At 67.6% G+C, this 24,786-nt stretch carries 26 protein-coding genes and 1 pseudogene; 14 read left to right on the forward strand and 13 right to left on the reverse strand.

From position 1 onward, the window contains the following. Positions 1–39: 39 nt before the first annotated feature. Genes KOF26_RS15920 through KOF26_RS15960 form a run of 9 tightly spaced genes read right to left on the reverse strand, consistent with a single transcriptional unit; the run spans position 40 to position 8,912 of the window. A complete protein-coding gene (locus tag KOF26_RS15920) occupies positions 40–822 on the reverse strand; it encodes a substrate-binding domain-containing protein (protein WP_216327338.1) in 783 nt (260 codons plus the stop codon). Further along, positions 819–1,793 (reverse strand): PQQ-dependent catabolism-associated beta-propeller protein, encoded by a 975-nt coding sequence (locus KOF26_RS15925; protein WP_216327341.1) that lies wholly within the window; start codon positions 1,791–1,793, stop codon positions 819–821. The genes KOF26_RS15920 and KOF26_RS15925 overlap by 4 nt, the downstream gene beginning before the upstream one ends. After that, complete coding sequence (locus KOF26_RS15930; RefSeq protein WP_216327344.1) at positions 1,790–2,356, reverse strand: c-type cytochrome; 567 nt, start codon at positions 2,354–2,356, stop codon at positions 1,790–1,792. Before KOF26_RS15930 ends, KOF26_RS15925 begins: the two co-directional genes overlap by 4 nt. After that, a complete protein-coding gene (locus KOF26_RS15935) occupies positions 2,334–4,241 on the reverse strand; it encodes a methanol/ethanol family PQQ-dependent dehydrogenase (protein ID WP_216327346.1) in 1,908 nt (635 codons plus the stop codon). The genes KOF26_RS15930 and KOF26_RS15935 overlap by 23 nt, the downstream gene beginning before the upstream one ends. A 26-nt stretch (positions 4,242–4,267) precedes the next feature. Next, on the reverse strand, positions 4,268–4,684 hold the full coding sequence (locus tag KOF26_RS15940) for a hypothetical protein (RefSeq protein ID WP_216327350.1): 417 nt from the start codon (positions 4,682–4,684) through the stop codon (positions 4,268–4,270). Then, positions 4,681–5,292: a cytochrome c oxidase subunit 3 gene (locus KOF26_RS15945; RefSeq protein WP_216327352.1), complete on the reverse strand. Its 612-nt coding sequence runs from the start codon at positions 5,290–5,292 to the stop codon at positions 4,681–4,683. The genes KOF26_RS15940 and KOF26_RS15945 overlap by 4 nt, the downstream gene beginning before the upstream one ends. Beyond that, entirely contained in the window at positions 5,285–7,243 is a 1,959-nt protein-coding gene (gene ctaD / locus KOF26_RS15950; protein ID WP_216327355.1) for a cytochrome c oxidase subunit I, read from the reverse strand. The genes KOF26_RS15945 and ctaD overlap by 8 nt, the downstream gene beginning before the upstream one ends. Next, the gene (coxB, locus tag KOF26_RS15955) at positions 7,240–8,190 is read right to left on the reverse strand and encodes a cytochrome c oxidase subunit II (RefSeq protein ID WP_216327359.1); all 951 of its coding nucleotides are present in this window, start codon (positions 8,188–8,190) and stop codon (positions 7,240–7,242) included. The genes ctaD and coxB overlap by 4 nt, the downstream gene beginning before the upstream one ends. Continuing rightward, a complete protein-coding gene (locus KOF26_RS15960) occupies positions 8,187–8,912 on the reverse strand; it encodes a cytochrome c oxidase assembly protein (protein WP_216327362.1) in 726 nt (241 codons plus the stop codon). The genes coxB and KOF26_RS15960 overlap by 4 nt, the downstream gene beginning before the upstream one ends. 136 nt (positions 8,913–9,048) lie before the next feature. Between KOF26_RS15960 and KOF26_RS15965 the strand changes: the two genes are divergently transcribed. Next, the gene (locus tag KOF26_RS15965) at positions 9,049–9,468 is read left to right on the forward strand and encodes a GlcG/HbpS family heme-binding protein (RefSeq protein WP_216327365.1); all 420 of its coding nucleotides are present in this window, start codon (positions 9,049–9,051) and stop codon (positions 9,466–9,468) included. A 66-nt stretch (positions 9,469–9,534) separates the two neighbouring features. After that, positions 9,535–10,050: a hemerythrin domain-containing protein gene (locus KOF26_RS15970; RefSeq protein ID WP_216327368.1), complete on the forward strand. Its 516-nt coding sequence runs from the start codon at positions 9,535–9,537 to the stop codon at positions 10,048–10,050. Between the two features lie 102 nt (positions 10,051–10,152). On the opposite strand, the gene KOF26_RS15975 is transcribed toward KOF26_RS15970, so the two are convergent. Further along, positions 10,153–11,034 (reverse strand): oxygenase MpaB family protein, encoded by an 882-nt coding sequence (locus tag KOF26_RS15975; protein WP_216327372.1) that lies wholly within the window; start codon positions 11,032–11,034, stop codon positions 10,153–10,155. A gap of 144 nt (positions 11,035–11,178) precedes the next feature. Here KOF26_RS15975 and KOF26_RS15980 point away from each other — a divergent pair, with 144 nt between their 5' ends. The 10 genes and pseudogenes from KOF26_RS15980 to ccoS form a co-directional block, all read left to right on the forward strand. Next, positions 11,179–11,877, forward strand: a complete 699-nt coding sequence (locus KOF26_RS15980) for a TadE/TadG family type IV pilus assembly protein (RefSeq protein ID WP_216327375.1) — start codon at positions 11,179–11,181, stop codon at positions 11,875–11,877. Positions 11,878–11,993: 116 nt separating this feature from the next. Beyond that, on the forward strand, positions 11,994–12,620 hold the full coding sequence (locus KOF26_RS15985; protein ID WP_216327378.1) for a TadE/TadG family type IV pilus assembly protein: 627 nt from the start codon (positions 11,994–11,996) through the stop codon (positions 12,618–12,620). A 91-nt stretch (positions 12,621–12,711) separates the two neighbouring features. After that, the gene (gene ccoN, locus KOF26_RS15990; RefSeq protein WP_216327380.1) at positions 12,712–14,367 is read left to right on the forward strand and encodes a cytochrome-c oxidase, cbb3-type subunit I; all 1,656 of its coding nucleotides are present in this window, start codon (positions 12,712–12,714) and stop codon (positions 14,365–14,367) included. Between the two features lie 12 nt (positions 14,368–14,379). Next, positions 14,380–15,114: a cytochrome-c oxidase, cbb3-type subunit II gene (ccoO, locus tag KOF26_RS15995; protein WP_216327389.1), complete on the forward strand. Its 735-nt coding sequence runs from the start codon at positions 14,380–14,382 to the stop codon at positions 15,112–15,114. Beyond that, on the forward strand, positions 15,111–15,272 hold the full coding sequence (locus KOF26_RS16000) for a cbb3-type cytochrome c oxidase subunit 3 (protein WP_216327392.1): 162 nt from the start codon (positions 15,111–15,113) through the stop codon (positions 15,270–15,272). The genes ccoO and KOF26_RS16000 overlap by 4 nt, the downstream gene beginning before the upstream one ends. Continuing rightward, positions 15,269–16,138 (forward strand): cytochrome-c oxidase, cbb3-type subunit III, encoded by an 870-nt coding sequence (gene ccoP / locus KOF26_RS16005; protein ID WP_216327395.1) that lies wholly within the window; start codon positions 15,269–15,271, stop codon positions 16,136–16,138. The genes KOF26_RS16000 and ccoP overlap by 4 nt, the downstream gene beginning before the upstream one ends. Beyond that, positions 16,138–17,598, forward strand: a complete 1,461-nt coding sequence (gene ccoG, locus KOF26_RS16010; protein ID WP_216327398.1) for a cytochrome c oxidase accessory protein CcoG — start codon at positions 16,138–16,140, stop codon at positions 17,596–17,598. The genes ccoP and ccoG overlap by 1 nt, the downstream gene beginning before the upstream one ends. After that, on the forward strand, positions 17,595–18,050 hold the full coding sequence (locus tag KOF26_RS16015) for a FixH family protein (RefSeq protein ID WP_216327402.1): 456 nt from the start codon (positions 17,595–17,597) through the stop codon (positions 18,048–18,050). Before ccoG ends, KOF26_RS16015 begins: the two co-directional genes overlap by 4 nt. Beyond that, complete coding sequence (locus KOF26_RS16020; RefSeq protein WP_216327405.1) at positions 18,047–20,164, forward strand: heavy metal translocating P-type ATPase; 2,118 nt, start codon at positions 18,047–18,049, stop codon at positions 20,162–20,164. The genes KOF26_RS16015 and KOF26_RS16020 overlap by 4 nt, the downstream gene beginning before the upstream one ends. Then, positions 20,161–20,298: pseudogene (ccoS, locus tag KOF26_RS17505) on the forward strand (cbb3-type cytochrome oxidase assembly protein CcoS); the annotation flags it as partial. The gene KOF26_RS16020 and the pseudogene ccoS, both read left to right, overlap by 4 nt. Positions 20,299–20,354: 56 nt before the next feature. Here the strand turns inward: ccoS and KOF26_RS16030 are convergent. Continuing rightward, positions 20,355–21,029 (reverse strand): OmpW/AlkL family protein, encoded by a 675-nt coding sequence (locus KOF26_RS16030; RefSeq protein ID WP_216327411.1) that lies wholly within the window; start codon positions 21,027–21,029, stop codon positions 20,355–20,357. Between the two features lie 30 nt (positions 21,030–21,059). Between KOF26_RS16030 and KOF26_RS16035 the strand changes: the two genes are divergently transcribed. Together KOF26_RS16035 and KOF26_RS16040 are read left to right on the forward strand one after the other, a co-directional pair. Continuing rightward, positions 21,060–21,305, forward strand: a complete 246-nt coding sequence (locus tag KOF26_RS16035; RefSeq protein ID WP_216327416.1) for a hypothetical protein — start codon at positions 21,060–21,062, stop codon at positions 21,303–21,305. Between the two features lie 37 nt (positions 21,306–21,342). Next, complete coding sequence (locus tag KOF26_RS16040; protein ID WP_216327418.1) at positions 21,343–22,119, forward strand: sulfite exporter TauE/SafE family protein; 777 nt, start codon at positions 21,343–21,345, stop codon at positions 22,117–22,119. Between the two features lie 50 nt (positions 22,120–22,169). Here the strand turns inward: KOF26_RS16040 and KOF26_RS17250 are convergent, their stop codons facing one another. Together KOF26_RS17250 and KOF26_RS16050 are read right to left on the reverse strand one after the other, a co-directional pair. After that, positions 22,170–23,111 carry a choice-of-anchor A family protein gene (locus tag KOF26_RS17250; protein ID WP_253201511.1) on the reverse strand — a complete coding sequence of 314 codons (942 nt, stop codon included), beginning with the start codon at positions 23,109–23,111 and terminating at the stop codon, positions 22,170–22,172. A 146-nt stretch (positions 23,112–23,257) separates the two neighbouring features. After that, a complete protein-coding gene (locus KOF26_RS16050) occupies positions 23,258–24,475 on the reverse strand; it encodes an MFS transporter (RefSeq protein ID WP_216327422.1) in 1,218 nt (405 codons plus the stop codon). Positions 24,476–24,786: the final 311 nt, after the last annotated feature.

The following is a 24,786-nucleotide window of genomic DNA, read 5'->3' on the forward strand; positions in this document are numbered from 1 at the left end:
CACTGTGTGAAAAGGTGAACGCACCGCGGTCCATGCCGTTCAGTCGATCAGCGGCACGCCATAGTCGCCGAGCGTGGCGCGGATGCGCGCGCGGTTCTGCGCAAGCGCCGCCTCGATGCGGCGGAGCAGCGCGGGATCGTCTTTCCGCACGCCCATCGAGACCTCATAGACCATCGGCCATTGTGCATCGTCCAGCCACGGGGTGACCCGCTCCAGCCGCAACGGCACCGGCGACGTCTTCGCGAAATAGCCGGCAAGCGGTCCCCACACGAGGCCGACGTCGACATCCCCCTTCTCCACCGCCTCGACGATCGCGGCCGGGGGATTGGGCCGGCTATAGTCGCCGTAGAGCATATAGCCTGTGACGTTCGTGGTCAGTCCGCGCCGGGCAAGCGCATGGGACGGCGGGGTGTTCATCGCATCGTCGCCGATCAGCTGCACGCCGAGCTTCAGCGTCTTCAGCCGGGCATCGTCCAGGGTCAGCCCGGCCAGCGGCTTGTCGGCGCGGGTAACGAACATGTAGCTCGACCGGTAATAGGGCCGCGTCGTGGCGACCATCTCGACGCCGCTCGCCACGCCCGGCCAGAGATCGCACTTCTTCTCGCCGAGGGTGTTGCGGACATAGCCGCGCCGCTGCGCCCACCAGACATAATCCAGCTTCGCGCCGAGGCTGTCGGCGATCAGCTGCGCAATGCGGTTCTCGAACCCCTGGCCGGCCCGGTTCGAGAAGGGCAGGTTGTTGGGATCGGCGCAGACAGTGAGCGTGCGCTGGCCGGAACAGGCGGCCAGCAGCAGCAGGCAGGCGAGCGCCGGCCGTTTCATCGCCGCGCCGCCACCACGCCCCACGGCCGGCCCTTGAAGGTCACGCGGCGGAGGACGCGATTCGCCTTGAGGTCGATGATCGTCACATCCCCGGACAGGCCGCTCGCCGCATAAAGCCGGCCGTCGTCGGGCGACAGCGCGATGCCCCAGTTGCGGGTGCCGGTGGGGAAACTGCGGACGATGCGGAAGCTGGCGGGGTCGATCTCCGCGACCTGGTTGCCGCGGCCCATGGCGACGAAGGCGCGCTTGCCGTCGCGGGTCGCCTTCAGCTCGACGGCCTGCGCGCTGTCCAGATCCGGAAAGGCGGCGACGAGATCGATCACCGAGGCAATCCGACGGCTGACCGGATCGATGATGCTGATCGTGCCACGCTGCTCGGAAGACACCCACAGCTTGCCGCCGACGAACAACGCGTCGCGCGGTCGCGAGCCGACGATGATGCTGTCGATCAGCCGGCCCGTGGCGGCGTCGATGAAATGTGCGGTGCTCGCCGCTTCCGAGGTGGCGATGACGAGTCTGCCATCCGGGCTCACCCCCATGCCCTCCGGCTCCGGGCCGACCTTCACCTCCCGTGTGATGCGACCGCTGGCGAGATCGAGAAAGGAGACGGCGCTGTGGTCCTCATTGGCGATATAGAGGGTGTGGCCATCCGGGCTGACGGCGAAGCGTTCGGGATCGCTGCCGCTGTCATAGACGTGGAGGCGATGGCGCCCGGCGACGTCCCACGCCTCGATGCGATTGGCGTTGCTGGCCGCGACATAGAGCGTCCGCCCGTCCGGCGAGAGAGCGAGGCCGCGCGGTCGTGCGCCGGTGACGAGATCGCCCTCCTTCGCGCCCGAGGCGCCGTCGATGACATGGACGACATTGGCCTCCTCGTCGGAGACGAATACGAGGTCGTCCCCCTTGCGCTCGGGCGAGCAGGCGGCGAGCAGCGCGAGCACCGGCAGGACGGCCCGCAGGCCAGCCTTCAAGGCACTTTCTCCACCGTACCCTCGGGCAACTGCCAGCCGCCATGCTCGTCAGCCGCACGCGGTACCGGGGCGGGGTGCTGCGAGGGGGTGCCGCCCTGGTTGGCGGCGATCGTCTCGGGCAGCGACATCGAGCGCACATAGGCGGCGATCTGCCAGATCTGCTGGTCCGGGATCTTGCCGCCCCAGGCGGGCATGCCGTTCGGCCGCCCCTGATAGATGGTGGCGTAAATCTGGTCGAGCCGGCCGCCATAGATCCAGACATCGTCCATCAAGGCCGGCCCGATGCCGCCGCCGCCGTTGAAGTGGCAGCCGCCGCAATTATACTGCTTGTAGGCGCGCATGCCCTGCGCCACCGCCTCGTTGCTGTCATAATAGGGCAGGGCTCGCGGATTGGGTGCGCTCGGCGGGCCACCCCCGGCCGGGATCAGGCCGGAGACGGGCACGCCCGGCGCACCGGGGCCGCCGGGCGCGGCGGGCTCGGCCTGGGGCGGCTTGTGACACCCGGCGAGCGCGAGGAGCAGGACGGCGGCGAGGGCCGCGTCAGTGCGGAAGCGCGAAGACATGGAGCGTCCCCCCCGCAGTGGTGCGACGGACGAGGTCCGTCATGGTGTTGACGAAGCCGAGCGCGCTGGAGCCGTCGCGCGGATCGAGCGCGCCCGAGACGATCGCCCCGGCCCAGCCGCCGACCCCCGACAGCACGGCGACATATTGATGGCCGTCGGGACCGCGATAGCTGATCGGCTGGCCGATGATGCCGCTCGGCAGCTTCTTCTGCCAGACGAGCTTGCCGGTGCGCGCGTCGAGCGCCTTGAACGAGCCGTCCATGGTTCCGTAGAAGACGAGATCGCCGCCGGTCGCCACCGCGCCGGACCAGACGGGCAAATCCTCCTTCACTTCCCAGGCCGGCCGACGCATCACCGGATCCCACGCCGTCAGCACCCCACGATGGCCGCCCGGCCCGGGCTTCATCTTCACCTCGGCGCCGACATAGGGGGTGCCGGCGATGTAGTTCACCTCCAGGTTCATCCAGTCCATACACAGATTCTCGTGCGGGATGTAGATGAGGCCGGTGCGTGGACTGAACGCGCTCGGGTTCCAGTCCTTGGCGCCGGAGGCGGTGGGGCAGATGTCGTGGATGACCTGGCCGAGCTTGGTCTCCTTCTCCGGATTGACGACCAGCCGGCCCGTCCTGAGGTCGACGCCTTTCGATGAATTGACCGGGCCGAACGGGTCGGCCGACAGGACCTGCCCGGTATTGCGATCGAGGATGTAGACATAGCCGTTGCGCTCGGCGCGGAAGATCACGGGGCGCATCTTGCCCGCGAACGGCATGTCGAGCAGGATCTGTTCGTTGATCGCGTCATAGTCATGCTGGTCGTGCGGGCTGAACTGGTAGAACCATTTCGCCTGACCCGTGGCGATGTCGCGGGCGAAGATGCCGGCGGTCCATTTATTGTCGCCGGGCCGCTGCTGCGCGTTCCACGGCCCGGGATTGGCGGTGCCGTAATAGATCGTGTTCGCCGCCGGATCGAAGGCGATCCAGCCCCACATCGAGCCGCCGCCGATCTTCCAGGCATCGGGCGGCCAGGTCGAGACGCCGAGATTCTTGCCGCGATCGGCGGCGTAGAAGGGATGGAAATCCTTGCCGATCAGGACCTGGTCGTCGGGGCCGGTATGATAGGCGCGCCACGCGATCTTGCCGGTGCCGAGGTCGAGCGCGGTCAGCCAGCCATGCACGCCGAACTCGCCGCCCGAATCCCCGACCAGCACCTTTCCGCCGGCGATGAGCGGCGCCATGGTGATCGTCTCGCCCTTGTTGATGTCGGCGAGCCTGGTCTTCCACCGCGGCTTGCCGGTCTCGGCGTCGAGGGCGATGGTCTGGCCGTCGAGCGTGTTGAACACGATCTTGCCGTCGGCGAAGGCGGCGCCGCGGTTGACGACGTCGCAGCAGGCGACGCCGGCGGCCGCCGGCAGCGGCTTCGGCGCATATTTCCACTTGAGCGCGCCGTTGCGCCTGAGATCGAGGGCGTAGACATAATTGGGGAAGGCCGAGACCACATACATGGTCGAGCCGACGACCAGCGGCGCTGCTTCCTGCCCCTTGTCGACGCCTAGCGAGAAGCTGAACACCTCCTGCAGGTTCTTCGCATTGGCCGGGTTGATCTCGCCCAGCGCGGAGAAGCGGGTGGCGGCATAATCCTTCGCCGGCATCACCCATTGGCCGTCATCGGCAGGGGCCGCGCTTTGCGGCGCGACGGTGCGGCCGGCGGCGGGGGTCGGCGCGGCGACGGCGCGGCCGATCTGCGCGCGCGTGAACACCGCTTCGGCGGGGACGGGTTCGGGGACGGGCGGGCTCGCGCCCTCGCGGTCCGGGAACAGCGCGATCCCCGCCGCGGCGACCGGTACGGCGACGATGGCGGCGGCGGCAATAAGGGTCTTGCGGTTCATCGCATGGGTCCAGTGTCGGATTGGGCTCAGCCGGCGCATGGCGGCACCAGCAGCAGGCCGATGAGATTGGCGAGGATCGTCAGCGCCGAGCCGAGCCCGAGCAGCAGCCCCCACAGGCTGAGGAAACGGGTCCGCCCGCCGCCCTTTTCGAGAAGCTCGCGATGGCCGCCTTCGGCTTCCTCGCGGGTGCGGCGCCACACCAGCCACGACACGCCCGTCGCGGCGAGCGCGACCAGCAGGCAGGCGATGGTGATCCACAGGATCACCGGCTGGGCGTGGCGCTCGGCCTGATGGCTGCGTTCGCCGGCATCGAAGCAGGCGAGGCTCGCCACCGCGAAGCTGGCGCAGAACTGCACGCCCCAGGCGATGCAGCCGCCGGTCAGCGCGAAGCCCAGCTCCCACAATGACGTGCGATGGCGGTGGGGGGCGGGATGGGTGCTCATCGCGCAAATCCCAGCAACGGGGTGAGATAGTAGGTGGTGAAGACGAACAGCCAGACGGCGTCGACGAAGTGCCAGTAGAGTACGCCGTTGGAGACCGGCAGGCGGCGCAGCGGGCTGAAATAGCCGAACGCGATCCACAGGATCAGCATGGCGAGCACCGCCAGCCCGATCACGACATGCGCCATGTGCAGTCCGGTGGTGATGAAATAGAGCGAGGCGTAGGAGGAGGTGCCCGGCGCATAGGTCTTGGCGTGCCACTCATAGACCTGCACGGTCGCGAACACGGTGCCCATCACCAGCGCCAGCGCGAGGCCGGCCAGGGCCTGTCCCTTGCTCTCCTGCCGGACGCCGCGCTCGCCCCACCAGGCGGCGACGCTGGAGGCAAGCAGGAGCAGCGTGTTGGGCAGCGCGAGGTGGAGGTCCGGATGGGGCTCCATCAGCCAGCCGCGCGGATTGCTGGCGCCCAGATAATAATAGGAGAACAGCAGATAGCCGAACAGGGCCGCCTCGGACGCGATCAGGCAGGCCATGCCGTTCCAGCCGACGCCGTGGCTCTCCACCGGGCCGACGGGCAGCGATCGCGGGGCGCTGATCACCTGCTCAGCCATGGACGGCGGCCTCCCGCTCGAGCAACTGGCGGCGCGGCCATGTCCAGAAGATCAGCGCCGCGAGCACCGCACCGCTGCCTATGGCGGCCAGCCACCACAGCTTGCCGAGCATCGCTGCGAACAACAGGGTGAGCGCCAGCGTCAGCATCAGGGGCGCCAGCGTATCCTCGGGCATCTTCAGGATCATGTCGGGCTCGCCGTCGAGGCTGGTGGTGGCGAGTGCCTCCTTGCCATGGGCCAGCGTCATGCCGCGATCGAGGGTCGAGCGGGCGCGGCCCTCGTCGAGATCGTCCTCCCATAGCGGGTGGCGGGTGGCGATGGTCGGGATCACCGCGAAATTATAGGGCGGGGGTGGCGAGGGGATCGCCCATTCCAGTGTCGGCCCCTTCCACGGGTCGGGCCCCGCCTCCGCCCCGCCGCGCCAGCTTTTCACCACGTTCCAGAAGAACATGAGCACGCCGGCGGCGAACAGAAAGCTGCCGATGGTGGTGATCAGGTTGAGCGTGGTGAAGCCCATCCCGGCCGGATAGGTGTAGACGCGGCGCGGCATGCCCATCAGGCCGGTCAGGTGCATCGGCAGGAAGGCGATGTTGAAGCCTGCGAACATCGTCCAGAAATTCCAGCGGCCGAGGCGCTCGTCCATCAGCCGGCCAGTCATCTTCGGGAACCAGAAATAAGTGGCGCCGACCACCGGGAAGACGTTGATGCCGATAAGCACATAATGGATGTGCGCGACGATGAAATAAGTGTCGGTCAGCTGCCAGTCCACCGGCACGCTCGCGGTCATGAAGCCGGACACGCCGCCGATCACGAACAGCAGGATCATCGACGCGAAGAACAGGAAGGCGGTCGTCAGGATCGGCCGCCCCAGCCAGATCGTCGCGATCCAGGCGAAGATCGCAACCGCGCTCGGAATGGCGATGAGGATCGATGCGCCGGAGAAGAAGGACAGGCTGAGGCCCGGCAGGCCGGTCGCGAACATGTGATGCACCCACACGCCGAAGCCGAGCACCATCGTCGCCACCGTCGCCAGCGCAACCGCGGTGTAGCCGACCAGCGGGTGGCGGCAGAACACCGGCAGCCCGTCCGACACCATGCCCATCGCCGGCAGCACGATCGCGTAGACCCACGGGTGGCCGAACATCCAGAACAGATGCTGCCACAGCAAGGGCTGGCCGCCGCCCGCCGGATCGAAGAAATGGGTGCCGAACTGGCGATCCAGCCACAACAGGAAGAAGGCGAGGCTGACCGCCGGGATCACCACCAGATTGGCGACGCTGGCGGTCAGCGTGCCCCAGATGATCACCGGCATGCGGTTGATCGACATGCCCGGCGCGCGGCAGCGGAACACGGTGACGATGAAATTGGCCGCGCCGACGCTGGTCGAGATGCCGAGCAGGATCATGCCCAGCGCGTAGATATCCATGTTGAGCCCGGGATTATATTCGCGCGACGCATAGGGGACGTAGTTGAACCAGCCGTCATTCGGCCCGGCGCCGACCACGAAGCCCGCATAAAGAAACAGGGCCGAGGCGAGATACACCCAGTAACTCAGCGCGTTCATGCGCGGGAAGGCCATGTCGCGCGAGCCGAGGAACAGCGGGAAGAGGTAGTTGGAAAAGCCCGACAGGATCGGCGACGCATAGAGGAAGATCATCGTCATGCCGTGCGTCGAAAAGAACTGGTTATATTGCTCGGGCGTCAGCAGATGCCTGTCCGGTCCGATCAGCTGGAGGCGCATGACCAGCGCCTCCACCCCGCCGATCGCCAGCAGCAGGAAGGCGGTGACGATGTAGCGCAGGCCGATCTCCTTGTGATCGACCGACGCCAGCCAGCCGACGAAACCGGGCTTGGTCTCCCAGATCGCCTCCAGCCTGTCGCGAAGGGCCTGGGTGACCTCGCCGATCTCGGGCGTGTCGGCGATCATGCGCTGGCTGCGTGCTGGCGTCACTTCAGCGTCTCCAGATAGGCGGTGACGTCGGCGAGCTGGTCGCCGGTGAGCGCCTGGGCGGGCATCAGCGATCCGGGCTTGAAGCTCTGCGGATCGACGATCCAGCCGGCGAGATGCGCGCTGTCGTTGGGGAGAGTGCCGGCCGCGATCATGCTGCGGCTCATCAGATGGGTGAGATCGGGGCCGACGTTGGAGCCGGCGATCGTGCCGCGTACCGTGTGGCAGAGGGCGCAGCGATATTCGACCAGTGCGCGGCCGCGCGCCTGTTGCGGCGTGGCTGCGGGCGGTGCGGTCTGTAGCTGCGCCTGCCGCCACGCGGCGAACTGGGCCGGCGTGTCGGCGACCACCTCGAAGGCCATATGGGCGTGCTGCAGCCCGCAATATTCCGCGCACTGGCCGCGATAGCGGCCGGGCGCGTTCGCCTCGATCCAGGTGAGGTTGGTCTGGCCGGGGATGAGGTCGGTCTTGCCCGACAGCTTCGGCACCCAGAAGCTGTGGATCACGTCCGCGCCGCGCAGCCTGAGCAACACCGGCTCGCCGACCGGAATGTGGATCTCGTTGGCGGTCCGCAGGCCGAGCGAGGGCTGGTCGCCCGCGTAATCCGCCTGCCACCACCATTGATGGGCAGTCACGTCGATCTCGACCCGCGCACGGCGGGGCGGCGCGCCGATCGCGGCAAGCGCGCTCATCGTCCAGACCAGCGTGACGAGCAGCGGCACCAGCGACACTGCAAGGCCGATGGTGATGAAGCGCATGCCGCCTTCCGAGCGCCGCACCGCCATCGCATCGACGCCCGCCGCCTCGCGCCCGCGGCGGATCGCCATCCACAGCAGCGCGGCGATGACGATGCACACCGCGATCGAGATGATCGTCACCGCCCAGGTCAGCGGCACGACGATGTCGGCCCGCCTGCCGAAGCCGTCGAGATAGGCGAGCGGGCCGTTCATGCCTTCATCGCGCTCGCAAGGCCGCGGGTCGAGCGCAGCCCCGCCCAGAGCAGCAGCAGGCAGCCCGGCACCCACATCACCACGCCGCCCAATTGCTGGTCGGCCAGCGGCGTCAGGCCCCATTCCGCGGTCGTCGCGAAATGCCACGGGAACATCGGATAGCTGGCGAACGTCAGCACCGCGCCGAGCAGGCTCATCTGCAGGGCCGTCACCGTGCCGGCGGCGAGCGCGCGCAGCCCGTGGTGCGGCCGATGCCCGAGCAGCGCCCGCCACAGGCAGATCGCCGTTCCGAACAGGCTAATGTGCATCGCCCAGTAGATGACGGTCGAATGGAAAGTCGCGTCATAGGGCACCGGCATGTGCCAGAACCACAAGGCGACGAAGAAGGCGAAGGTCGCCGGCCACAACCCATGGTCGCTGCGCGGTGCCGGCATCGCGGCGGCGATCAGCGGGGCTGCGATCACCGCCAGCAGCATGTGCTGGCTGACCCGCGCGGCGAACAGGGACACCGACAGCGCGCAGAGCGGCGACATCAGCGCCAGCGCCGCCACCGTCCAGCCCGCCGCGGCCAGCGGGCGGCGCCCCGCCGGCGCCCGCAGCAGGGCGACGAGGGCGAGTATCGCCAGCGCCGCCAGCAGCATGGGGTCGAGATTCCACCGTTCGGCGAGCGTTCCGACGGCCGGGGGCGCACCGCAATAGGGAAGGACGGTCTCTGCCGACATGGATAATCCCGGTCCTGATCTGCCCGCCGAACACGTCGGATGACGACATGGTTCCAGCAATATTTTGACACAAAGGAAACTGAACGGACGGGCTCGTGCGTTGTGGGCCGCACACTTGCCAACCTGGAGAACCCCCATGCCCACCGCCCGGCAGACGCTGACCCTCGACGATGCCCGCCGCCTGATCGCCGCCGGCGAGGCCAAGGCGCTGGAGATCGGCGTGCCTTACAATCTCGCCGTCGTCGACGATGGCGGGAACCTCATCGCCCATGTCCGCATGGATGGCGCGTGGCTGGGCAGCATCGACATCGCCATCCACAAGGCATTCACCGCCCGCGCCTTCGACATGTCGACCGAAGATCTCGCCAAGATGTCCCAGTCGGGCAAGCCGCTGTTCGGCATCCACGCCACCAATCATGAGCGCATCGTGATTTTCGGCGGCGGCGCGCCGGTGAAGGCAGGGGACGTGGTGATCGGCGCGGTCGGCGCGAGCGGCGGCACCGTCGATCAGGATATTGAGGTGGTGGAGGCCGCGCTCGGCGGGCTCGACGGGTGAGTTTCCGGAACCTGCATGGAAGCTCGCGCGCTTTAGCCCTCGCGTTTTTCACAAGGGAGGCCAGCCGTGCCGCAGGAACAATTCACCGATGCCATCGCCCTTCTCAAGGCTGACCATCGCACTGTCGAGGAGCTGTTCGAGCAATATGAGAAGGCCCGCTCTTCCGATCGCAAGCAGGCCCTGGCCCATCAGATTTGCGACGAGCTGAAGATCCACACGATCATCGAGGAAGAAATCTTCTACCCGGCGTTCAAAGGCAAGATCGAGGACGACATGATCGACGAGGCCGTCGTCGAGCATGACGGCGCCAAGGTGCTGATCAACGAGATCGAATCGTCCGAGCCGGATGAGCATTATTACGACGCCAAGGTGAAGGTGCTGTCCGAGGAGATCGAGCACCACGTCCATGAGGAGGAGGAGCGCTCCACCGGGATGTTCGCCCAGTGCCGCAAGACCGACGTCGATCTCGTGGTGCTGCGCGACGAGATGGCTCGCCGCAAGGAGGAGCTGGTCGCCCAGGCGAAGGCCGGCGGCCTGCCTCCGGCCCAGCCCAGCGCGCTGAAGCTGGTCGAGGAGGCGTAGCGCCCCGCCGAACGGGGCGCGCCTGTCGGGAAGCCGCAGCGCGCCCACCGGGAGGACGCGGCAGCCTCCCGGCAGGGTGCGAAGCGATCGGAGCGGGCGGGGTTAGCCCCCCGTCCGCATCGGCCGTACCGGGCGCCTGAACGCCCAGCGCAGCAGGCCCGCCATGCCCCATGTCCCGGCCCGGATCAGCGGGCGGACCAGCGGACGCGTCGGCAGCTCATGCATGCGCCGCGCCCATTCTGGCAGCAGATCGACGGCGGCGCGGAAGCTGATCGCCTGGGCCGGCGCCGTCGCCATCGAACGCGGTTGCTGGCGGAGCAAGATCCCGGCCACCTCGCGCGTCCGCTGATCGACGCGGAGCTGGCCCCGCATCGCGTTGATCAGCTCTTCCGCCTCGCGCCGCGTGCGCGGCACCGGGTCGGCGCCCATCGCGCGGCCGATACGGGCGAACTCGGCGAAATAGCGGTCCTGATCGATCATCGACATGTCAGGCTCGGCATAACGGATCCAGGCGTCGAGGAAGCATCGCGCCTCCGTCACATGCACCCAGGCGAGCAGCCGCGGATCGCCGGCGCGATAGGCCCGCCCGCCGGGCAGGACGCCGGCGACATGATCGTGGATCGCGCGCACGCGCTGGATCGCCGCTTCGGCCTCGGTGCGGCTCGCATAGGTAGTGATGGCGATGAAGCGCGCGGTGCGGCGCAGCCGGCCGAGCATGTCCTCGCGGAAATCCGAATGATCCCATACCCCCGCCAGAACGGCCGGGTGCAGCATCTGCATGAGCAAGGCCGCCACTCCGCCCACCATCATCGTCGTGACGTCGCCATGCACGCGCCAGATCACCGAGCCGGGGCCGAACAGGCTGTCGTCGCTGCGCGCGACCGGCTTCTGACCGCGTGCCTGATCGTTGAAGATTGCCCTCACCTCGCCGACGATCGCCTGACGAAGCGGGCGAGCGAAGCGGGCGAGGGGCGTTTCATCCATGGCGCGTGTACGCGCGGACGCCTCGCCTGTTCCGGACCCCGCTCGCCCTGTCGGAATGAAGCGGGGCCTTTCGCGCGTTATTCGATCCACGTCGAGGCAAACTCAATACATAATTTACCACTATGCATTGAATAAGGGGTCATGATGCGCCCGATTTCCCCTTCGCGCGGCCGGCGCGGCAGTCTGCTGGTGTTCGGCGCGTCGATATCGGGGCGGATTTCCGGCGCGCTCCATCGGTTTGCCCGCCTCGGCCATCGCCCGCCCGCACGCCTGTTCCGGGATGCGCGCGACGGCGTGGCGGCCGTGGAATTCGCGCTGCTGTTGCCGGTGTTCCTGGTGCTCGTACTGGGCGGCGCAGAGATCGGGCACATGCTCTACATGCGCAATGTCCTGTTCGGGGAGGTCGATAAGGCCGCGCGTGCCTCCTCGCTGGAGATCGCCGCCGACGCCGCGGCGTCGATCGACACCCGCGTCAACCAGGTCGTGGCACGGGTGGCGCCGGGCGCGACCGCCCGCTTCGTGCGCCGCGCCTATCGCCGCTACGCGGACACCCACAGGACGGCCGAGCCCTATACCGACGCCAATGGCAGCGGTCATTGCGATGGCGGGGAGTCGTACGCCGACCTCAACGGCAACGGCCAATGGGATGCCGAGGTGGGCGAGGAGGGCGGCGGCGGGGCGCGCGCGATCAACGTCTACGAGATCAGCATCGAGTTCCCGCCGCTGTTTCCGATGACGCGGCAACTGCTCGGCGCGGATGCCTTCACGGTTCACACCGCTACGCGGCTGCGCAACCAGCCCTATGCCGCCGGCAGCGTCGCGCAGGGCGGGGTCTGCGCGTGAGCCGGCGTTTCCCACCGGCCCGTCGCGCCCAACCCGCCTCCGCATCGCGCGGCCGGCAAGCGCATTGGCACGGGCGTCGGCGATGGTCGATCCTTCCCGACGAGCGCGGCGTGGCGATGATCGAGTTTGCGACGATCCTGCCGCTGTTCCTCGTCGCGGTGCTGCTCGGCAGCGATTATGCCTGGTATGTCGTCACCCGCCAGCAGGTCGCTTCGGTGGCGCGGATGACGGCCGACAATGCCTCGCGCATCGGCGAGGACGATCCGGCCGACATCAAGAAGGCGAGCGAGGCGGCGATCATCGACCTGTTGCAGGGCGGGATCGAACAGGGCGGCAGCCTCGACATGGCGCAGCGCGGCCGCATTATCCTCTCCAGCTACGAGCGATGGGACGGCGCAAGGCTGGTGATCAAATGGCAGCGCTGCGCGGGCGCGCTGGCCTATGATTCGAGCCAGGGACATGAAGGCGATGTCCGGCCTCAGGGAATGGGGGTGACCGGCGTGAAGCCGCCGCCGCTGCCGCCACCCATCGGCGGCTCCGCCTCCCAGCCCGGGAGCCAGCCGCCTCCGGACGCAGCCCTGATGTTCGTAGAGGTCGCCTATGAATATCGCCCGTTGTTCGGCCATTTCTGGAACGCTGGCAATCGCATCGTCGAAATGGCTGCATTCCGCACCCGCGAAAAGCGCGATCTCACCCAGGTCTACAACAGTGAGGGCGTTGCACCTGCAACCTGCGCGACATGATTATCGCCGCGCCTCGCCCTCTGTTTGACGGATGTCAAAGCGCTGGGGCCGCCGGGGCCCGATCAGCGACCGACTGCATCGAGGAACTGTGATGACCCTGCTGGTTGCCAAGGTTGGAGCCTGCCTGATCGCGGCATTTCTGGCGATTTTCTGGGCGCTGATGGCCGCCGACTCGGCCTTTGCCATACAGATGGGGATCGTCGCGGCAGCCGCGCTGATCGCCGCCTGGGCGATGGCGAGGACGGCCGATTATCGCGCGATGTCAGGCCTCGCGCCGCCGGCCGGCCCGGGCACGGGTTATGACGACAATCTGATCCGTTTCGGCGTGATCGCGACGATGTTCTGGGGCCTCGCCGGCTTCCTCGCCGGGCTCTATATTGCGCTGCAACTGGCCTTTCCGGCGCTCAATCTCGGGCTGGAATATACAACCTTCGGGCGGCTGAGGCCGTTGCACACCTCCGCGGTGATCTTCGCGTTCGGCGGCAACGCGCTGATCGCGACCAGCTTCTGGGTCGTGCAGCGCACTTGTCGGGCGCGGCTCGCTTTCCCGAGCCTCGCGCGGTTCGTGTTCTGGGGATACCAGCTGTTCATCGTGCTGGCGGCGACGGGCTATCTGCTCGGCATCACCGAAGGCAAGGAATATGCCGAGCCGGAATGGTATGTCGACATCTGGCTGACGATCGTCTGGGTCTCCTATCTCGCCGTCTATCTCGGCACGATCGTGCGCCGGCGCGAGCCGCATATCTATGTCGCCAACTGGTTCTACCTCGGGTTCATCCTGACCGTGGCGATGCTCCACCTCGTCAACAATCTGTCGCTGCCGGTGAGCATCTTCGGGTCGAAATCCTACGCCGCCTTCGCAGGCGTGCAGGATGCGCTCACCCAATGGTGGTATGGTCATAACGCGGTCGGCTTCTTCCTGACCGCCGGCTTCCTCGGCATGATGTATTACTTCGTGCCCAAGCAGGCGGAAAAGCCGGTCTACAGCTACCGGCTGTCGATCGTCCATTTCTGGTCGCTGATCTTCCTCTATATCTGGGCGGGTCCGCATCACCTGCAATATACGGCGCTGCCGGACTGGGCGCAGACCCTCGGCATGGTGTTCTCGATCATGCTGTGGATGCCGAGCTGGGGCGGCATGATCAACGGCCTGATGACGCTGTCCGGCGCCTGGGACAAGATCCGCACCGACCCGATCATCCGCATGATGGTGCTGGCGCTGGCTTTCTACGGCATGTCGACCTTCGAGGGGCCGATGATGTCGATCAAGACCGTCAACGCACTCAGCCACTATACCGACTGGACGATCGGCCATGTCCATTCAGGCGCACTTGGCTGGAACGGCATGATCACCTTCGCCTGCGTCTATTTCATGGTGCCGCGTCTGTGGGGTCGTTCGCGGCTCTACTCGCAGCGCATGGTCAATTGGCACTTCTGGCTCGCGACGCTGGGGATCGTGCTCTACGCCTCGGCGATGTGGGTCGCCGGCATCATGCAGGGGCTGATGTGGCGCGAATATGGGGCGGACGGCTATCTCGTCTACGCCTTCTCCGACGTCGTCGCCGCGATGAAGCCCTATTACCTGATCCGCGCCACCGGCGGGGGGCTCTACCTGCTCGGCGCGCTGATCATGGCCTGGAACATGTTCCAGACGATCCGCGGCAAGCTGCGCGACGAGGCGCCGATGTCAGACGCACCCTATGATCCCGCGCTGGACAAGCCGCTCCAGCCCGTTGCCGCCGCCTGAGGGGATAGAGACATGGCTTCCAAACTCCTCGATCACGGCAAGATCGAGCGCAACGTCACGCTGCTGCTGGTCCTCGCGCTGATCACCGTCGCGATCGGCGGCATCGTCGAGATCGCGCCGTTGTTCTGGATCGACTCCACGGTCGAGAAGGTGAAGGGCATGCGGCCGTACACCCCGCTCGAGCTGGCCGGCCGCAACATCTACATCCGCGAAGGCTGCTATAACTGCCACAGCCAGATGATCCGCCCGTTCCGCGACGAGGTGGAGCGCTATGGCCATTACAGCCTGTCTGCCGAGAGCATGTACGATCACCCCTTCCAATGGGGATCGAAGCGCACCGGGCCGGACCTGGCGCGTGTCGGCGGCCGCTATTCCGACGAATGGCATGTCCAGCATCTCGTCGATCCGCGCTCGGTGGTGCCGGAATCGATCATGCCGCCCTATGCCTTCCTGAAGAGCCGTCCTCTGGTCCTGCCGGCGATCCGCGATCATCTGGTGGCGCTGCGCCGGGTGGGCGTGCCGTATGGCGATGCCGATCTCGACGCCGCGCTCGACGATCTCAAGGCGCAGGCTGATCCCGAGGCGGACACGCGCGACCTCGTCGCCCGCTATCCGAAGGCCCAGGCCCGCGACTTCGACGGCGATCCCAAGACGCTGACCGAGATGGATGCGCTGGTCGCCTATCTCCAGATGCTGGGCACGCTGGTCGACACCCGTGCCGCCGAGCCGATGGAGCAGCCGCGATGAGCTATGACGCGCTGCGCCATGCGGCAGATAGCTGGGGCCTGCTGTGCCTCACCATCCTGTTCCTGTTCGCCGTGTGGCGGGCGCTGCGCCCATCGGCACGCGCCGACCAGGAGGCGGCGAGCCTCATTCCTCTCGACGATGAAGGGCCGCGCGCATGATTGACCGCCCCGAGGACGCGACCACCACGCCGTCGACCGGCCATGAGTGGGACGGCATCCGCGAGCTGGACACGCCGCTGCCCCGCTGGTGGCTGTGGGTCTTCTATGCCACGATCGTCTTCGCCGCCGGCTATTGCGTCGTCTACCCGGCGATCCCGCTGCTCAACAGCGCCACGCGGGGCACGTCCGGCTGGACCAGCCGCGGCCAGCTCGCCACCGACATGGCGGCAGCCGAAGCGACGCGCGCAAAGGTCACGGCGGCGCTGGCCACCACGCCGATCGAACAGGTCGATCCCAAATCGCCGCTGATGGCCGCCGCGATCGAGGGGGGGCGCGCCGCGTTCCGCGTCCATTGCGTGCAGTGTCACGGCTCGGGCGCCGCCGGCAGCGTTGGCTATCCCAACCTCAACGACGATGACTGGCTGTGGGGCGGCAACCTTGCCACCATCCACCGGACGATCCTGCACGGCGTCCGCCAGCCCGGCGATGCCGAGACCCGCGCCTCGCTGATGCCGGCCTTCGGGCGCGACGGCATCCTCAATCCCGCGCAGATCAGCGACGTAGTCTCCTATATCCGGCTGATCTCGCAGCAGGATGGGCCGAGCGCCGCAGCGTCGCGTGGCCAGGTCCTGTTCGCCGAGAATTGCTCCGCCTGTCACGGTGCGGAAGGCAAGGGCAGCCGCGAATTCGGCGCGCCGAACCTGACGGACAAGATCTGGCTCTATGGCGGGGATCGCGACGCGCTCACCGCCACTGTCACCACCGCGCGTGCCGGCGTCATGCCGGCCTGGGGGCAGCGGCTGGATGCTGCGACGATCAACATGCTCGCCGCCTATGTCCATTCGCTGGGAGGCGGCGAACAATAATGGCCCATCCCGAGAGACCCGGCGGGCGGCGCGCCGGGCTCTACGCCCGCCGCCCGGACATTTTCCCCCGTAAGATAGATGGCCGTTTCCGTCGCCTGAAATGGGCGATCATGGTCATCACCCTGGCCATTTATTATGTAACGCCGTGGCTGCGCTGGAATCGCGGCCCCTATGCGCCGGACCAGGCGGTGCTGGTCGATCTGGCCCATCGCCGCTTCTACTTCTTCTCGATCGAGATCTGGCCGCACGAATTCTACTATGTCGCCGGACTGCTCGTCATGGCCGGCGTCGGCCTGTTTCTCGTCACCTCCACGGTGGGCCGGGCGTGGTGCGGCTATGCCTGCCCGCAGACGGTGTGGACCGATCTGTTCCTTCATATCGAGCGTTTCGTCGACGGCGACCGCAACGCCCAGATCCGCCTCCGCAAGGCGCCGTTCGGCCCGGGCAAGATCGCGCGGCGCGCGGTCAAGCACGGCGCCTGGCTGCTGGTCGGGATGATCACGGGAGGCGCGTGGATCTTCTACTTCGCCGATGCACCCGCGCTGGCGCGCAGCCTGTTCGACGGCACTTCCCCGCGCATCGCCTATGCGACGATCGGCGTGCTCACCTTCACCACTTATGTGCTCGGTGGGCTGATGCGCGAGCAGGTGTGCATCTATATGTGCCCGTGGCCGCGCATCCAGGGCGCGATGCTCGACGAACGCTCGCTGACGGTCACCTACAAGGACTGGCGGGGCGAGCCGCGCAGCCATGGCGTCAAGCGCGCCGAGGCCGGGACGGAGAAGGTGGGCGATTGCATCGACTGCATGGCCTGTGTGCAGGTTTGCCCGACCGGCATCGACATCCGCAACGGCCCGCAGCTCGCCTGCATCACCTGCGCGCTGTGCATCGATGCCTGCGACCAGATCATGGCGAAGATCGGCCGGCCACGCGGGCTGATCGACTATGCCACGCTCGAGGATTGCAAGCAGGAGGCGGCGGGCGCGCCGCCGGTGCCGATCCGCCGGACGCTGCTGCGCGGGCGGACATTCCTCTATTTCGGGCTGTGGGGCGCGGTCGGGCTGGCGATGACGTTCGCGCTCGGCGCGCGCACCCGGCTCGACCTGCAGGTCGCCCATGATCGCAATCCCTTGTGGGTGCGCCTGTCCGACGGATCCCTGCGCAACGCCTACACGGTGAAGCTGCGCAACATGGAGGCGCGGCCGCGTGACGTGAGCCTCTCGATCGAGGGCCTCCCGGGCGGGGTGATGTGGGATTCCATGTCCGGCGAGGCCGGCGCGGGCCGCACGCTGCGACTGACCATCGCGCCGGATCAGGTGGAGCAGCATCGGCTCTATGTCCGCGCGCCGGGCGAGGGCGGCGCCAAAGAGCCCTTCGTCTTCGTCGTCCGCGCGCTCGACGACGAGCCGGCGAGCGACCGTGAGGAAACCCGTTTCGACCGTCCGGAGGCAGGCCAATGACCGGAGGTTTCAAGGGGCGCCATATGCTCTTCGCCATGATCGGCTTTTTCGGCGTGGTGATCGCGGTGAACATGGTCATGGCGGTGCTGGCGGCGCGCAGCTTCGGCGGCACCATCGTCGACAACAGCTATGTCGCCAGCCAGGCCTTCAACCGCTGGCTGGACGAGGCAGGGCGACAGAAGTCGCTCGGCTGGAGGGCGGGGATCAGCCGCGTCGGTGCCTATGCCGAGATCAGGCTCGATATCGCCGGCCGGCCGCTCGACGGCGCGCGCGTCACCGCCGTCGCCGAGCATCCGCTGGGCCGGCTCCCGGATCGGCCGCTGCGCTTCCGGGGCACGGGCGCCGGCGCTTATCGCTCGGTCGAGCCCTTGCCGGGCGGGCGCTGGAGGCTGCGCGTCGAGGTACGGCGCGGGGCCCAGGTGGCGCGCTTCATCGAGGATGTCGGGGCGTGACCCCGGCAGCGGCAAGCAGCGAGTTCTCCCTGCCCGACATTCGTTGCGCCGCGTGCATCGCCCGGATTGAGCAAGGGCTGTCGCAGGTGCCGGGTGTGACGGCGGCGCGCGTCAACTTCACCGCCAGGCGGGTGACGGTCGATCACGGGTCCGAACTGGACGAGCATACGCTGCGCCGCGCCATCGGCGCCCTCGGCTTCACCGCCGAGCCGGTGGTGGCAGAGGCCGGGGGCCGCCCCCCGTCGGAAAGCCGCGCGCTGCTCCGGGCACTGGGCGTCGCCGGCTTCGCGGCGATGAATGTGATGCTGCTGTCGGTGGCGATCTGGTCAGGCGCCGAAGGCGCGACGCGGGCGATGTTCCACTGGCTGTCGGCGCTGATCGCGATGCCGGCGGTGGCTTATTCCGGCCAGCCCTTCTTCCGTTCGGCCTGGGGCGCGCTCCGCCATGGGCGGACCAATATGGACGTGCCGATTTCGATCGGCGTGCTGCTCGCCACCGGCCTCAGCCTGTTCGAGACGATCACCGGTGGCCGCCACGCCTATTTCGACGGCGCGGTCAGCCTGCTCTTCTTCCTGCTTGCCGGCCGGGTTCTGGACAGCGCGATGCGCGATCGCGCCCGCGCCGCCGCCGGGGCGCTGATGCGCCAGACGGCGCCGGGCGGCATGGTATTGCAGGCCGACGGCAGTTCGGCCTGGGTGCGCTCCGACGTGATCAGCCGCGGCATGACGCTGGCTGTCGGCGTCGGCGAGCGGCTGGCCGCCGATGGCGTCGTCATCCGCGGCAGGAGCAGTCTCGACGGCTCGCTGATCACCGGCGAGAGCCGGCCGGAGCCGGTGGCGGAGGATGATCCGGTGATTGCGGGCATGCTCAATCTCGACGCGCCGCTCCTGGTGCGGGTCACCGCCACCGGCGCCGACACCGCCATCGCCGGCATGGCCCGGCTGATGGAGGCGGCGGCCCAGGGACGGTCTCGCTATGTCCGCATCGCCGATCGTGCGGCGCGCCTCTATGCGCCGGCGGTGCATCTGCTCGCGCTCGCCAGCTTCGCCGGCTGGATGGCGGCGGGGGCGGGCTGGCATCAATCCCTGTTGATCGCGGTGGCCGTGCTGATCATCACCTGCCCGTGCGCGCTCGGCCTTGCCGTGCCGGTGGCGCAGGTGGTCGCGGCGGGCGCGCTGATGCGGCGCGGCGTGCTGGTCAAGGACGGGTCGGCGCTGGAGCGCATGGCCGAGGCCGATTGCATCCGCTTCGACAAGACCGGCACGCTGACGCTCGGCCGGCCGGAGCCGATCGGGCCGCTAGCGCTTTCTCCCAAGGAGGCACCGATCGCGCTGGCGCTGGCGCAGGCGAGCCGCCACCCGCTGGCCGGCGCCATCGCCCGCACGCTGGAGCGACAGGGCGTCAGCGCGGCCGACATCACCGATCTCGACGAGGAGCCCGGCTTTGGCCTGTCCGGCCTGTGGCACGGCCGTCCGGTGCGGCTCGGCCGGCCGGACTGGGTGGGCGCGACGGCCTGGAGCGGCCGATCAATGGTCGTCGCCTTCCGGCTCGACGATCAGCCATTGCGCATGCTCGCCTTCGACGATCGGCTGCGTCCGGATGCGGTGGAGGCGGTGGCCCGCCTCGACGGCATGGGCATGCACGCCGCGATCCTGTCCGGCGATCGTGCGGAGGCCGTCGTGCCGGTGGCGCGAGCGCTGAACATCCCGGCCGCGGTGCGCCTGACGCCAGCCGACAAACTGGAGATGATCGGGCGGCTGGCGCGGGCCGGCCATAAGGTGTTGATGGTCGGCGACGGGCTGAACGACGGGCCGGCGCTGGCGGCGGGGCACGCCTCGATGGCCCCGGCCTCGGCCAGCGACGTCGGGCAGACCGCAGCGGATTGCGTGTTCCTCGGCGACAGCCTGATGCCCGTCGCTGTAACCGTCGTCGCGGCGCGACGGACGATGCGGGTGGTAAAGCAGAATTTCGCGCTGGCGATCGGCTACAACATCCTCGCCGTGCCGCTGGCGATCGCCGGCTATGTCACGCCTCTCGTCGCGGCGGTGGCCATGTCCAGCTCGTCGATCCTGGTCGTGGCCAATGCGCTGCGGCTCACCCGCTGCGCGCGATGAACGGTCTAGCCTTTCTGATCCCGGTGGCGTTGCTGCTCGGCCTGTCGGGGCTGGGGGCCTTTTTCTGGTCGCTGTCGTCCGGCCAGTTCGACGATCTCGACGGCGCCGCCGTCCGCATCCTGATCGATGACGAGAATAGGGCAGGAGGGGCGGGGGACGCCCCTCCTGCCCAAGGCAACGGATCCGATCGTCAGAAGCGCAGGCCGTAGCCGATGCCGACGACGACGGGGTCGATGTGGGAATTCACACGGAGAACCCCGGCCCCGGCGGTGGTCAGCCTCGCCTTGCTGTCCATGTCGATGAACTTGACGTCCACATTGACGAAGCTGCGCTTGCCGACGGGAATGTCGAAGCCGCCCTGCAAGGCATAGCCGAAGCTGTTCTTCAGCTTGACATCGGTGTCGCCGACCGCTGCCTCAAGAGCCTTCGAGGGCTTGCGCGAATAGAAGATCGTATAGTTGACGCCCGCGCCGACATAGGGGCGGAAGGCGCCGTCGGGATTGAAATGATATTGCAGGATCAGCGTCGGCGGCAGCGCATAGGTGGAGGCGAGCTTCCCGAGCCGGCGAGCGGTGGTCGTCTCCGCGCCGAAGCCGGAAATATTGTGCTTGCTGGTCGCGAGGATCAGCTCGGTGCCGATATTGTTGGTCCACATATAGGTGAAGTCGAGTTCGGGCACGACGTCATTGCTGACCTTGACGCGCGAGCCGTCGCCGAGTGGCATGACGTGGCTGTGCGTTTCCTGCGGCGCGACCATGATCGCGCGCAGCCTGACCAGAAGGTCCCCCTGCTCAGCCTGAGCCGGCGCGACCGCGAACATACTGGCGGTGGCGGCGATCACAGTTTTGATAAACTTGTCCTGCATGGGTCGTTCCCTCTTTCTGAGGGGGTAGCCATGAGCCACGGCGCGTGTGGCTGCCTTGACGACAATCAATCGGGCGGGCCGCGCCATCTGCGCCACCTTGATGCCGGTCAACCGGTCGGCGACGCCGACGCGCGCGGGTCGCTGGCGCCTCGCCATTGTCTACCCGGCTCGACACGGAGCCGGAACGACCGGGAAACGGGCCGGGCCGACGCGGCGATCATGGACAAATCGCGGAACGGGCTGGCGCAGGAGGGGGAAGGGGCGATATCGACCTGATCTTCGATGGCTGAGAATGGCAGGGAGGGCGGCCCATATGATGATCAACCCGCTCTATTCGCTGGCCGGGGTCGCCGTCGGGCTGCTCGTCGGCTTCACCGGCGTCGGCGGCGGATCGCTGATGACGCCCTTGCTCGTCCTCGCCTTCGGTTTCCATCCGTCGACCGCGGTCGGCACCGACCTCCTCTACGCATCCGCCACCAAGACAGTGGGGACCGCCGTCCACGGGTTTAACCGCACCGTGGATTGGGCGGTGGTCCGGCGGCTGGCGCTCGGCAGTGTTCCGGCGACGGTGGCGACGCTGTTCGTGCTCGCTTATGCGCGAACCCGCGTCGAAGGGATCGAGCATGCGATCACCGGCACGCTCGGCGTGGCGCTGATATTGACGGCGGCGGCGATGGTGTTTCGTGATCGCATCCGCGCGCGCTACGCCCTGTTCTTCACGCGACTGTCCGACCGGCGGGTGGCGGGGCTGACGGTGGCGCTCGGCGGGATGCTCGGCGTGCTGGTGTCGCTGTCCTCGGTGGGGGCGGGCGCGATCGGCATGACGGCGCTGCTCGTTCTCTATCCGCATTTGCCGACCAATCGACTGGTCGGCTCCGATATCGCGCATGCCGTACCGCTGACGCTGGTCGCCGGGCTTGGCCATTGGGCGATGGACGCGGTGGACTTCGGGCTGCTCGTGTCGCTGCTGGTGGGATCGGTGCCCGGGATCGTCATCGGCAGCATGTTGTCGGTGCGCGTGCCCGATGGGGTGCTGCGCCTCGTCCTCGCCGCGACGCTGGCGATCGTCGGCTGCAAGCTGGTCTTCTAGGGCCGGATGTCCGGCGGGAGGCCCGGCGACCGGGGCCTCCCGCCCGGCATTCAGGCAGCGACGACAGGCAGACGCCGGCGGCTGCGCAGCGCGAAGCCGACCAGGCCGAAGCCCGCGATCATCGTCGCCCAGGTCGCCGGTTCGGGCACGGCCGAGATGGGCGGCGCGACGGGCGCAGGCACACCGGTGAAGGCGTTGCCCTGCACGGACGCTCCGGCCGCCGAGAAGCCGGCGCTGACCACGCTGCCGCGCACCGTGCCGCCTTCCAGCGACACCAGCGCCTTGGGCGCGAGGATCGAGCCTTTCCAGTCGATGCCGCCGGAAGCGACCGAGGTCGCGTCGACGAAGTTGAACAGCACCGAGCCGACATCGAAATTGCCGAGGTTGAAGTTCAGATAGTCATTCACCGAACCGAGGATGTTGACGATCGCGACATCGCCCGCCTGGCCGACGAAATTGAGCTGGTAGAGCGAGTTGAACTGGGCGCCGGTGAGTGAGAACACGTTCAGGCCGCTGTGCGTGGCGGTGAGCGTGCCCGCGCCCCATTGGCTGGTGAAATTGCCGTTGGTCGCCATCGCGCCGAACCGCTGCGACAGCGTCAGCGCATTGGCGTTGAGCGCGGTGAAATCGACCGGCGTGCCCTGATAGAGGCGGCCATTGGGGGTCGCCATCTGGTTGTAGCGCGGGCTGGTGTTAATGCCGCCATAGACCGCGTCGCCCTGCGACAGCGTCGAATTGCCATAGTGGAAATTGCCGCCGACGATCAGCGCCGGGCTGTTGGCGTTGGCCGCGCTCAGGTGCGTGCCGAGGCGATCGGCATTGGCGTTGACGTTGCCGCCGACTGCGACACGTCCGTAAATATCGTTGCCGCCGCGGCTCGAATAATTGCCGCTGGTCTGGACGGCATAGTCGGTGAGCTTGGTGCCGGCCATCGCGGGTGCAGCGAGTACGGCCGAGGCGGCTGCCCCGGTGAGGAAAAGGGAACGCAACATGCGGAATGAATCCTTGGCCCGGTGATCCGCCATTGGCGGCTACTGATCCATTGTAGGAGAAGCGCGAGAGGTGCCAGACTTCGGCACGCCGTTAACGACGAATATTCGCGCATTAAAAGCGAACAGGCTGATCGGCTGGCTCGATATCAACCATGTTTGCGCTCGATACTTGGCAGGAAGGCGGTGAGCAGGCCGATCGCCGGCAGGAAGGCACAGAGCTGGTACACCGTCTCGATGCTGGTGCGGTCTGCCAGCCAGCCGAGCGCCGCCGCGCCCAGCCCGCCCATTCCGAAGGAGAAGCCGAAGAACAGGCCCGAGATCATGCCGACCTTGCCGGGCACCAGTTCCTGCGCGAACACGACAATCGTCGGGAAGGCCGAGGCGAGGATGAGGCCGATCACCACGGTGAGCGGCCCGGTCCAGAACAGGCTCGCATGCGGCAGCAGCAGCGTGAACGGGAGCGTGCCGAGGATCGAGAACCAGATGACATATTTGCGCCCGAACCTGTCGCCGAGCGGCCCTCCGAGCACCGTGCCGACGGCCACCGCCGCCAGAAAGGCGAACAGATGGAACTGGGCATTCTGCACGGTCAGCCCGAACCGATGCATCAGGTAGAAAGTGAAGTAGCTCGTCAGGCTGGCGAGATAGACATATTTGGAGAAGATCAGCGCCAGCAGGATGGCGATGCCGCGCCTGGCGTGGCCCGGCGGCAGTTGATCGCCGGCCGCTGCCTTGCGGCTGGCGTTGAGCCGGATCAGGCCATGATGGCGATACCATGTCGCGACGTTCCACAACACCGTGCCCGAGAGCAGCGCCAGCAGCGCGAAGAAGGCGAGGCTGGACTGACCCCAGCGGACCACCACCAGCGCCGCCGCCAGCGGCCCGAGCGCCTGGCCGGCATTGCCGCCGACCTGGAACAGCGACTGGGCGAGGCCATGCCGCGAGCCCGCCGCCATGCGCGCCACCCGTGAGGATTCCGGGTGGAACACCGATGATCCGACGCCCAGACATGCCGCGCCCAGCAGCACCAGCCAATAGCTGTGCGCCATCGACAGGATGGTGAGCCCGGTGAGCGAGAACAGCGTGCCGCCCGGCAGGGCGAGCGGCGTCGGCTTCCTGTCGGCATAGAGGCCGACCAGCGGCTGCAGGATCGAGGCGGTGATCTGATAGGCGAGTGTCACCAGCCCGATCTGGCCGAAGCTGAGGCCGAGATCGGCCTTGAGCCCCGGATAGATGGCCGGCAGCAGCGATTGCATCATATCGTTGAGCAAATGGCAGAAGCTGATCGCGATGATCACGCCGAACACCGTGCCATTTGCCGCCGCGCCCGGTTTATCGGTTGGCGCCCTTGCCGTCTCTCGCATCGCCCGTCCCTTTCGCGGATGCAGCAATAGCCATTTGCGGTGGCTCCCGCTACGGCGGGCGGGTCGCTCGGCGGGAGATTCCTGCTCGCGAGCGGATGGTCGACAAGCCTCTCGGCGCGGTCCGCGAGAGGCCGGGATTTTGCCCGCTCACGATGATGGTTGCGCTAACGGACGAGGTGGCTCCGGGCGAGATTTTCGGTTTGCACGCGGTCTGATATACCGTATACGATCTGTGCTTTCAACGGAGGTTTCCGGAAAATGAGTTCGTCCAAGACCCTGTGGCGGGGCGTTTATCCCGCTGCGACCACCCA

The organism is Sphingomonas quercus (assembly GCF_018863195.1).
Classification (GTDB): domain Bacteria; phylum Pseudomonadota; class Alphaproteobacteria; order Sphingomonadales; family Sphingomonadaceae; genus Solisphingomonas; species Solisphingomonas quercus.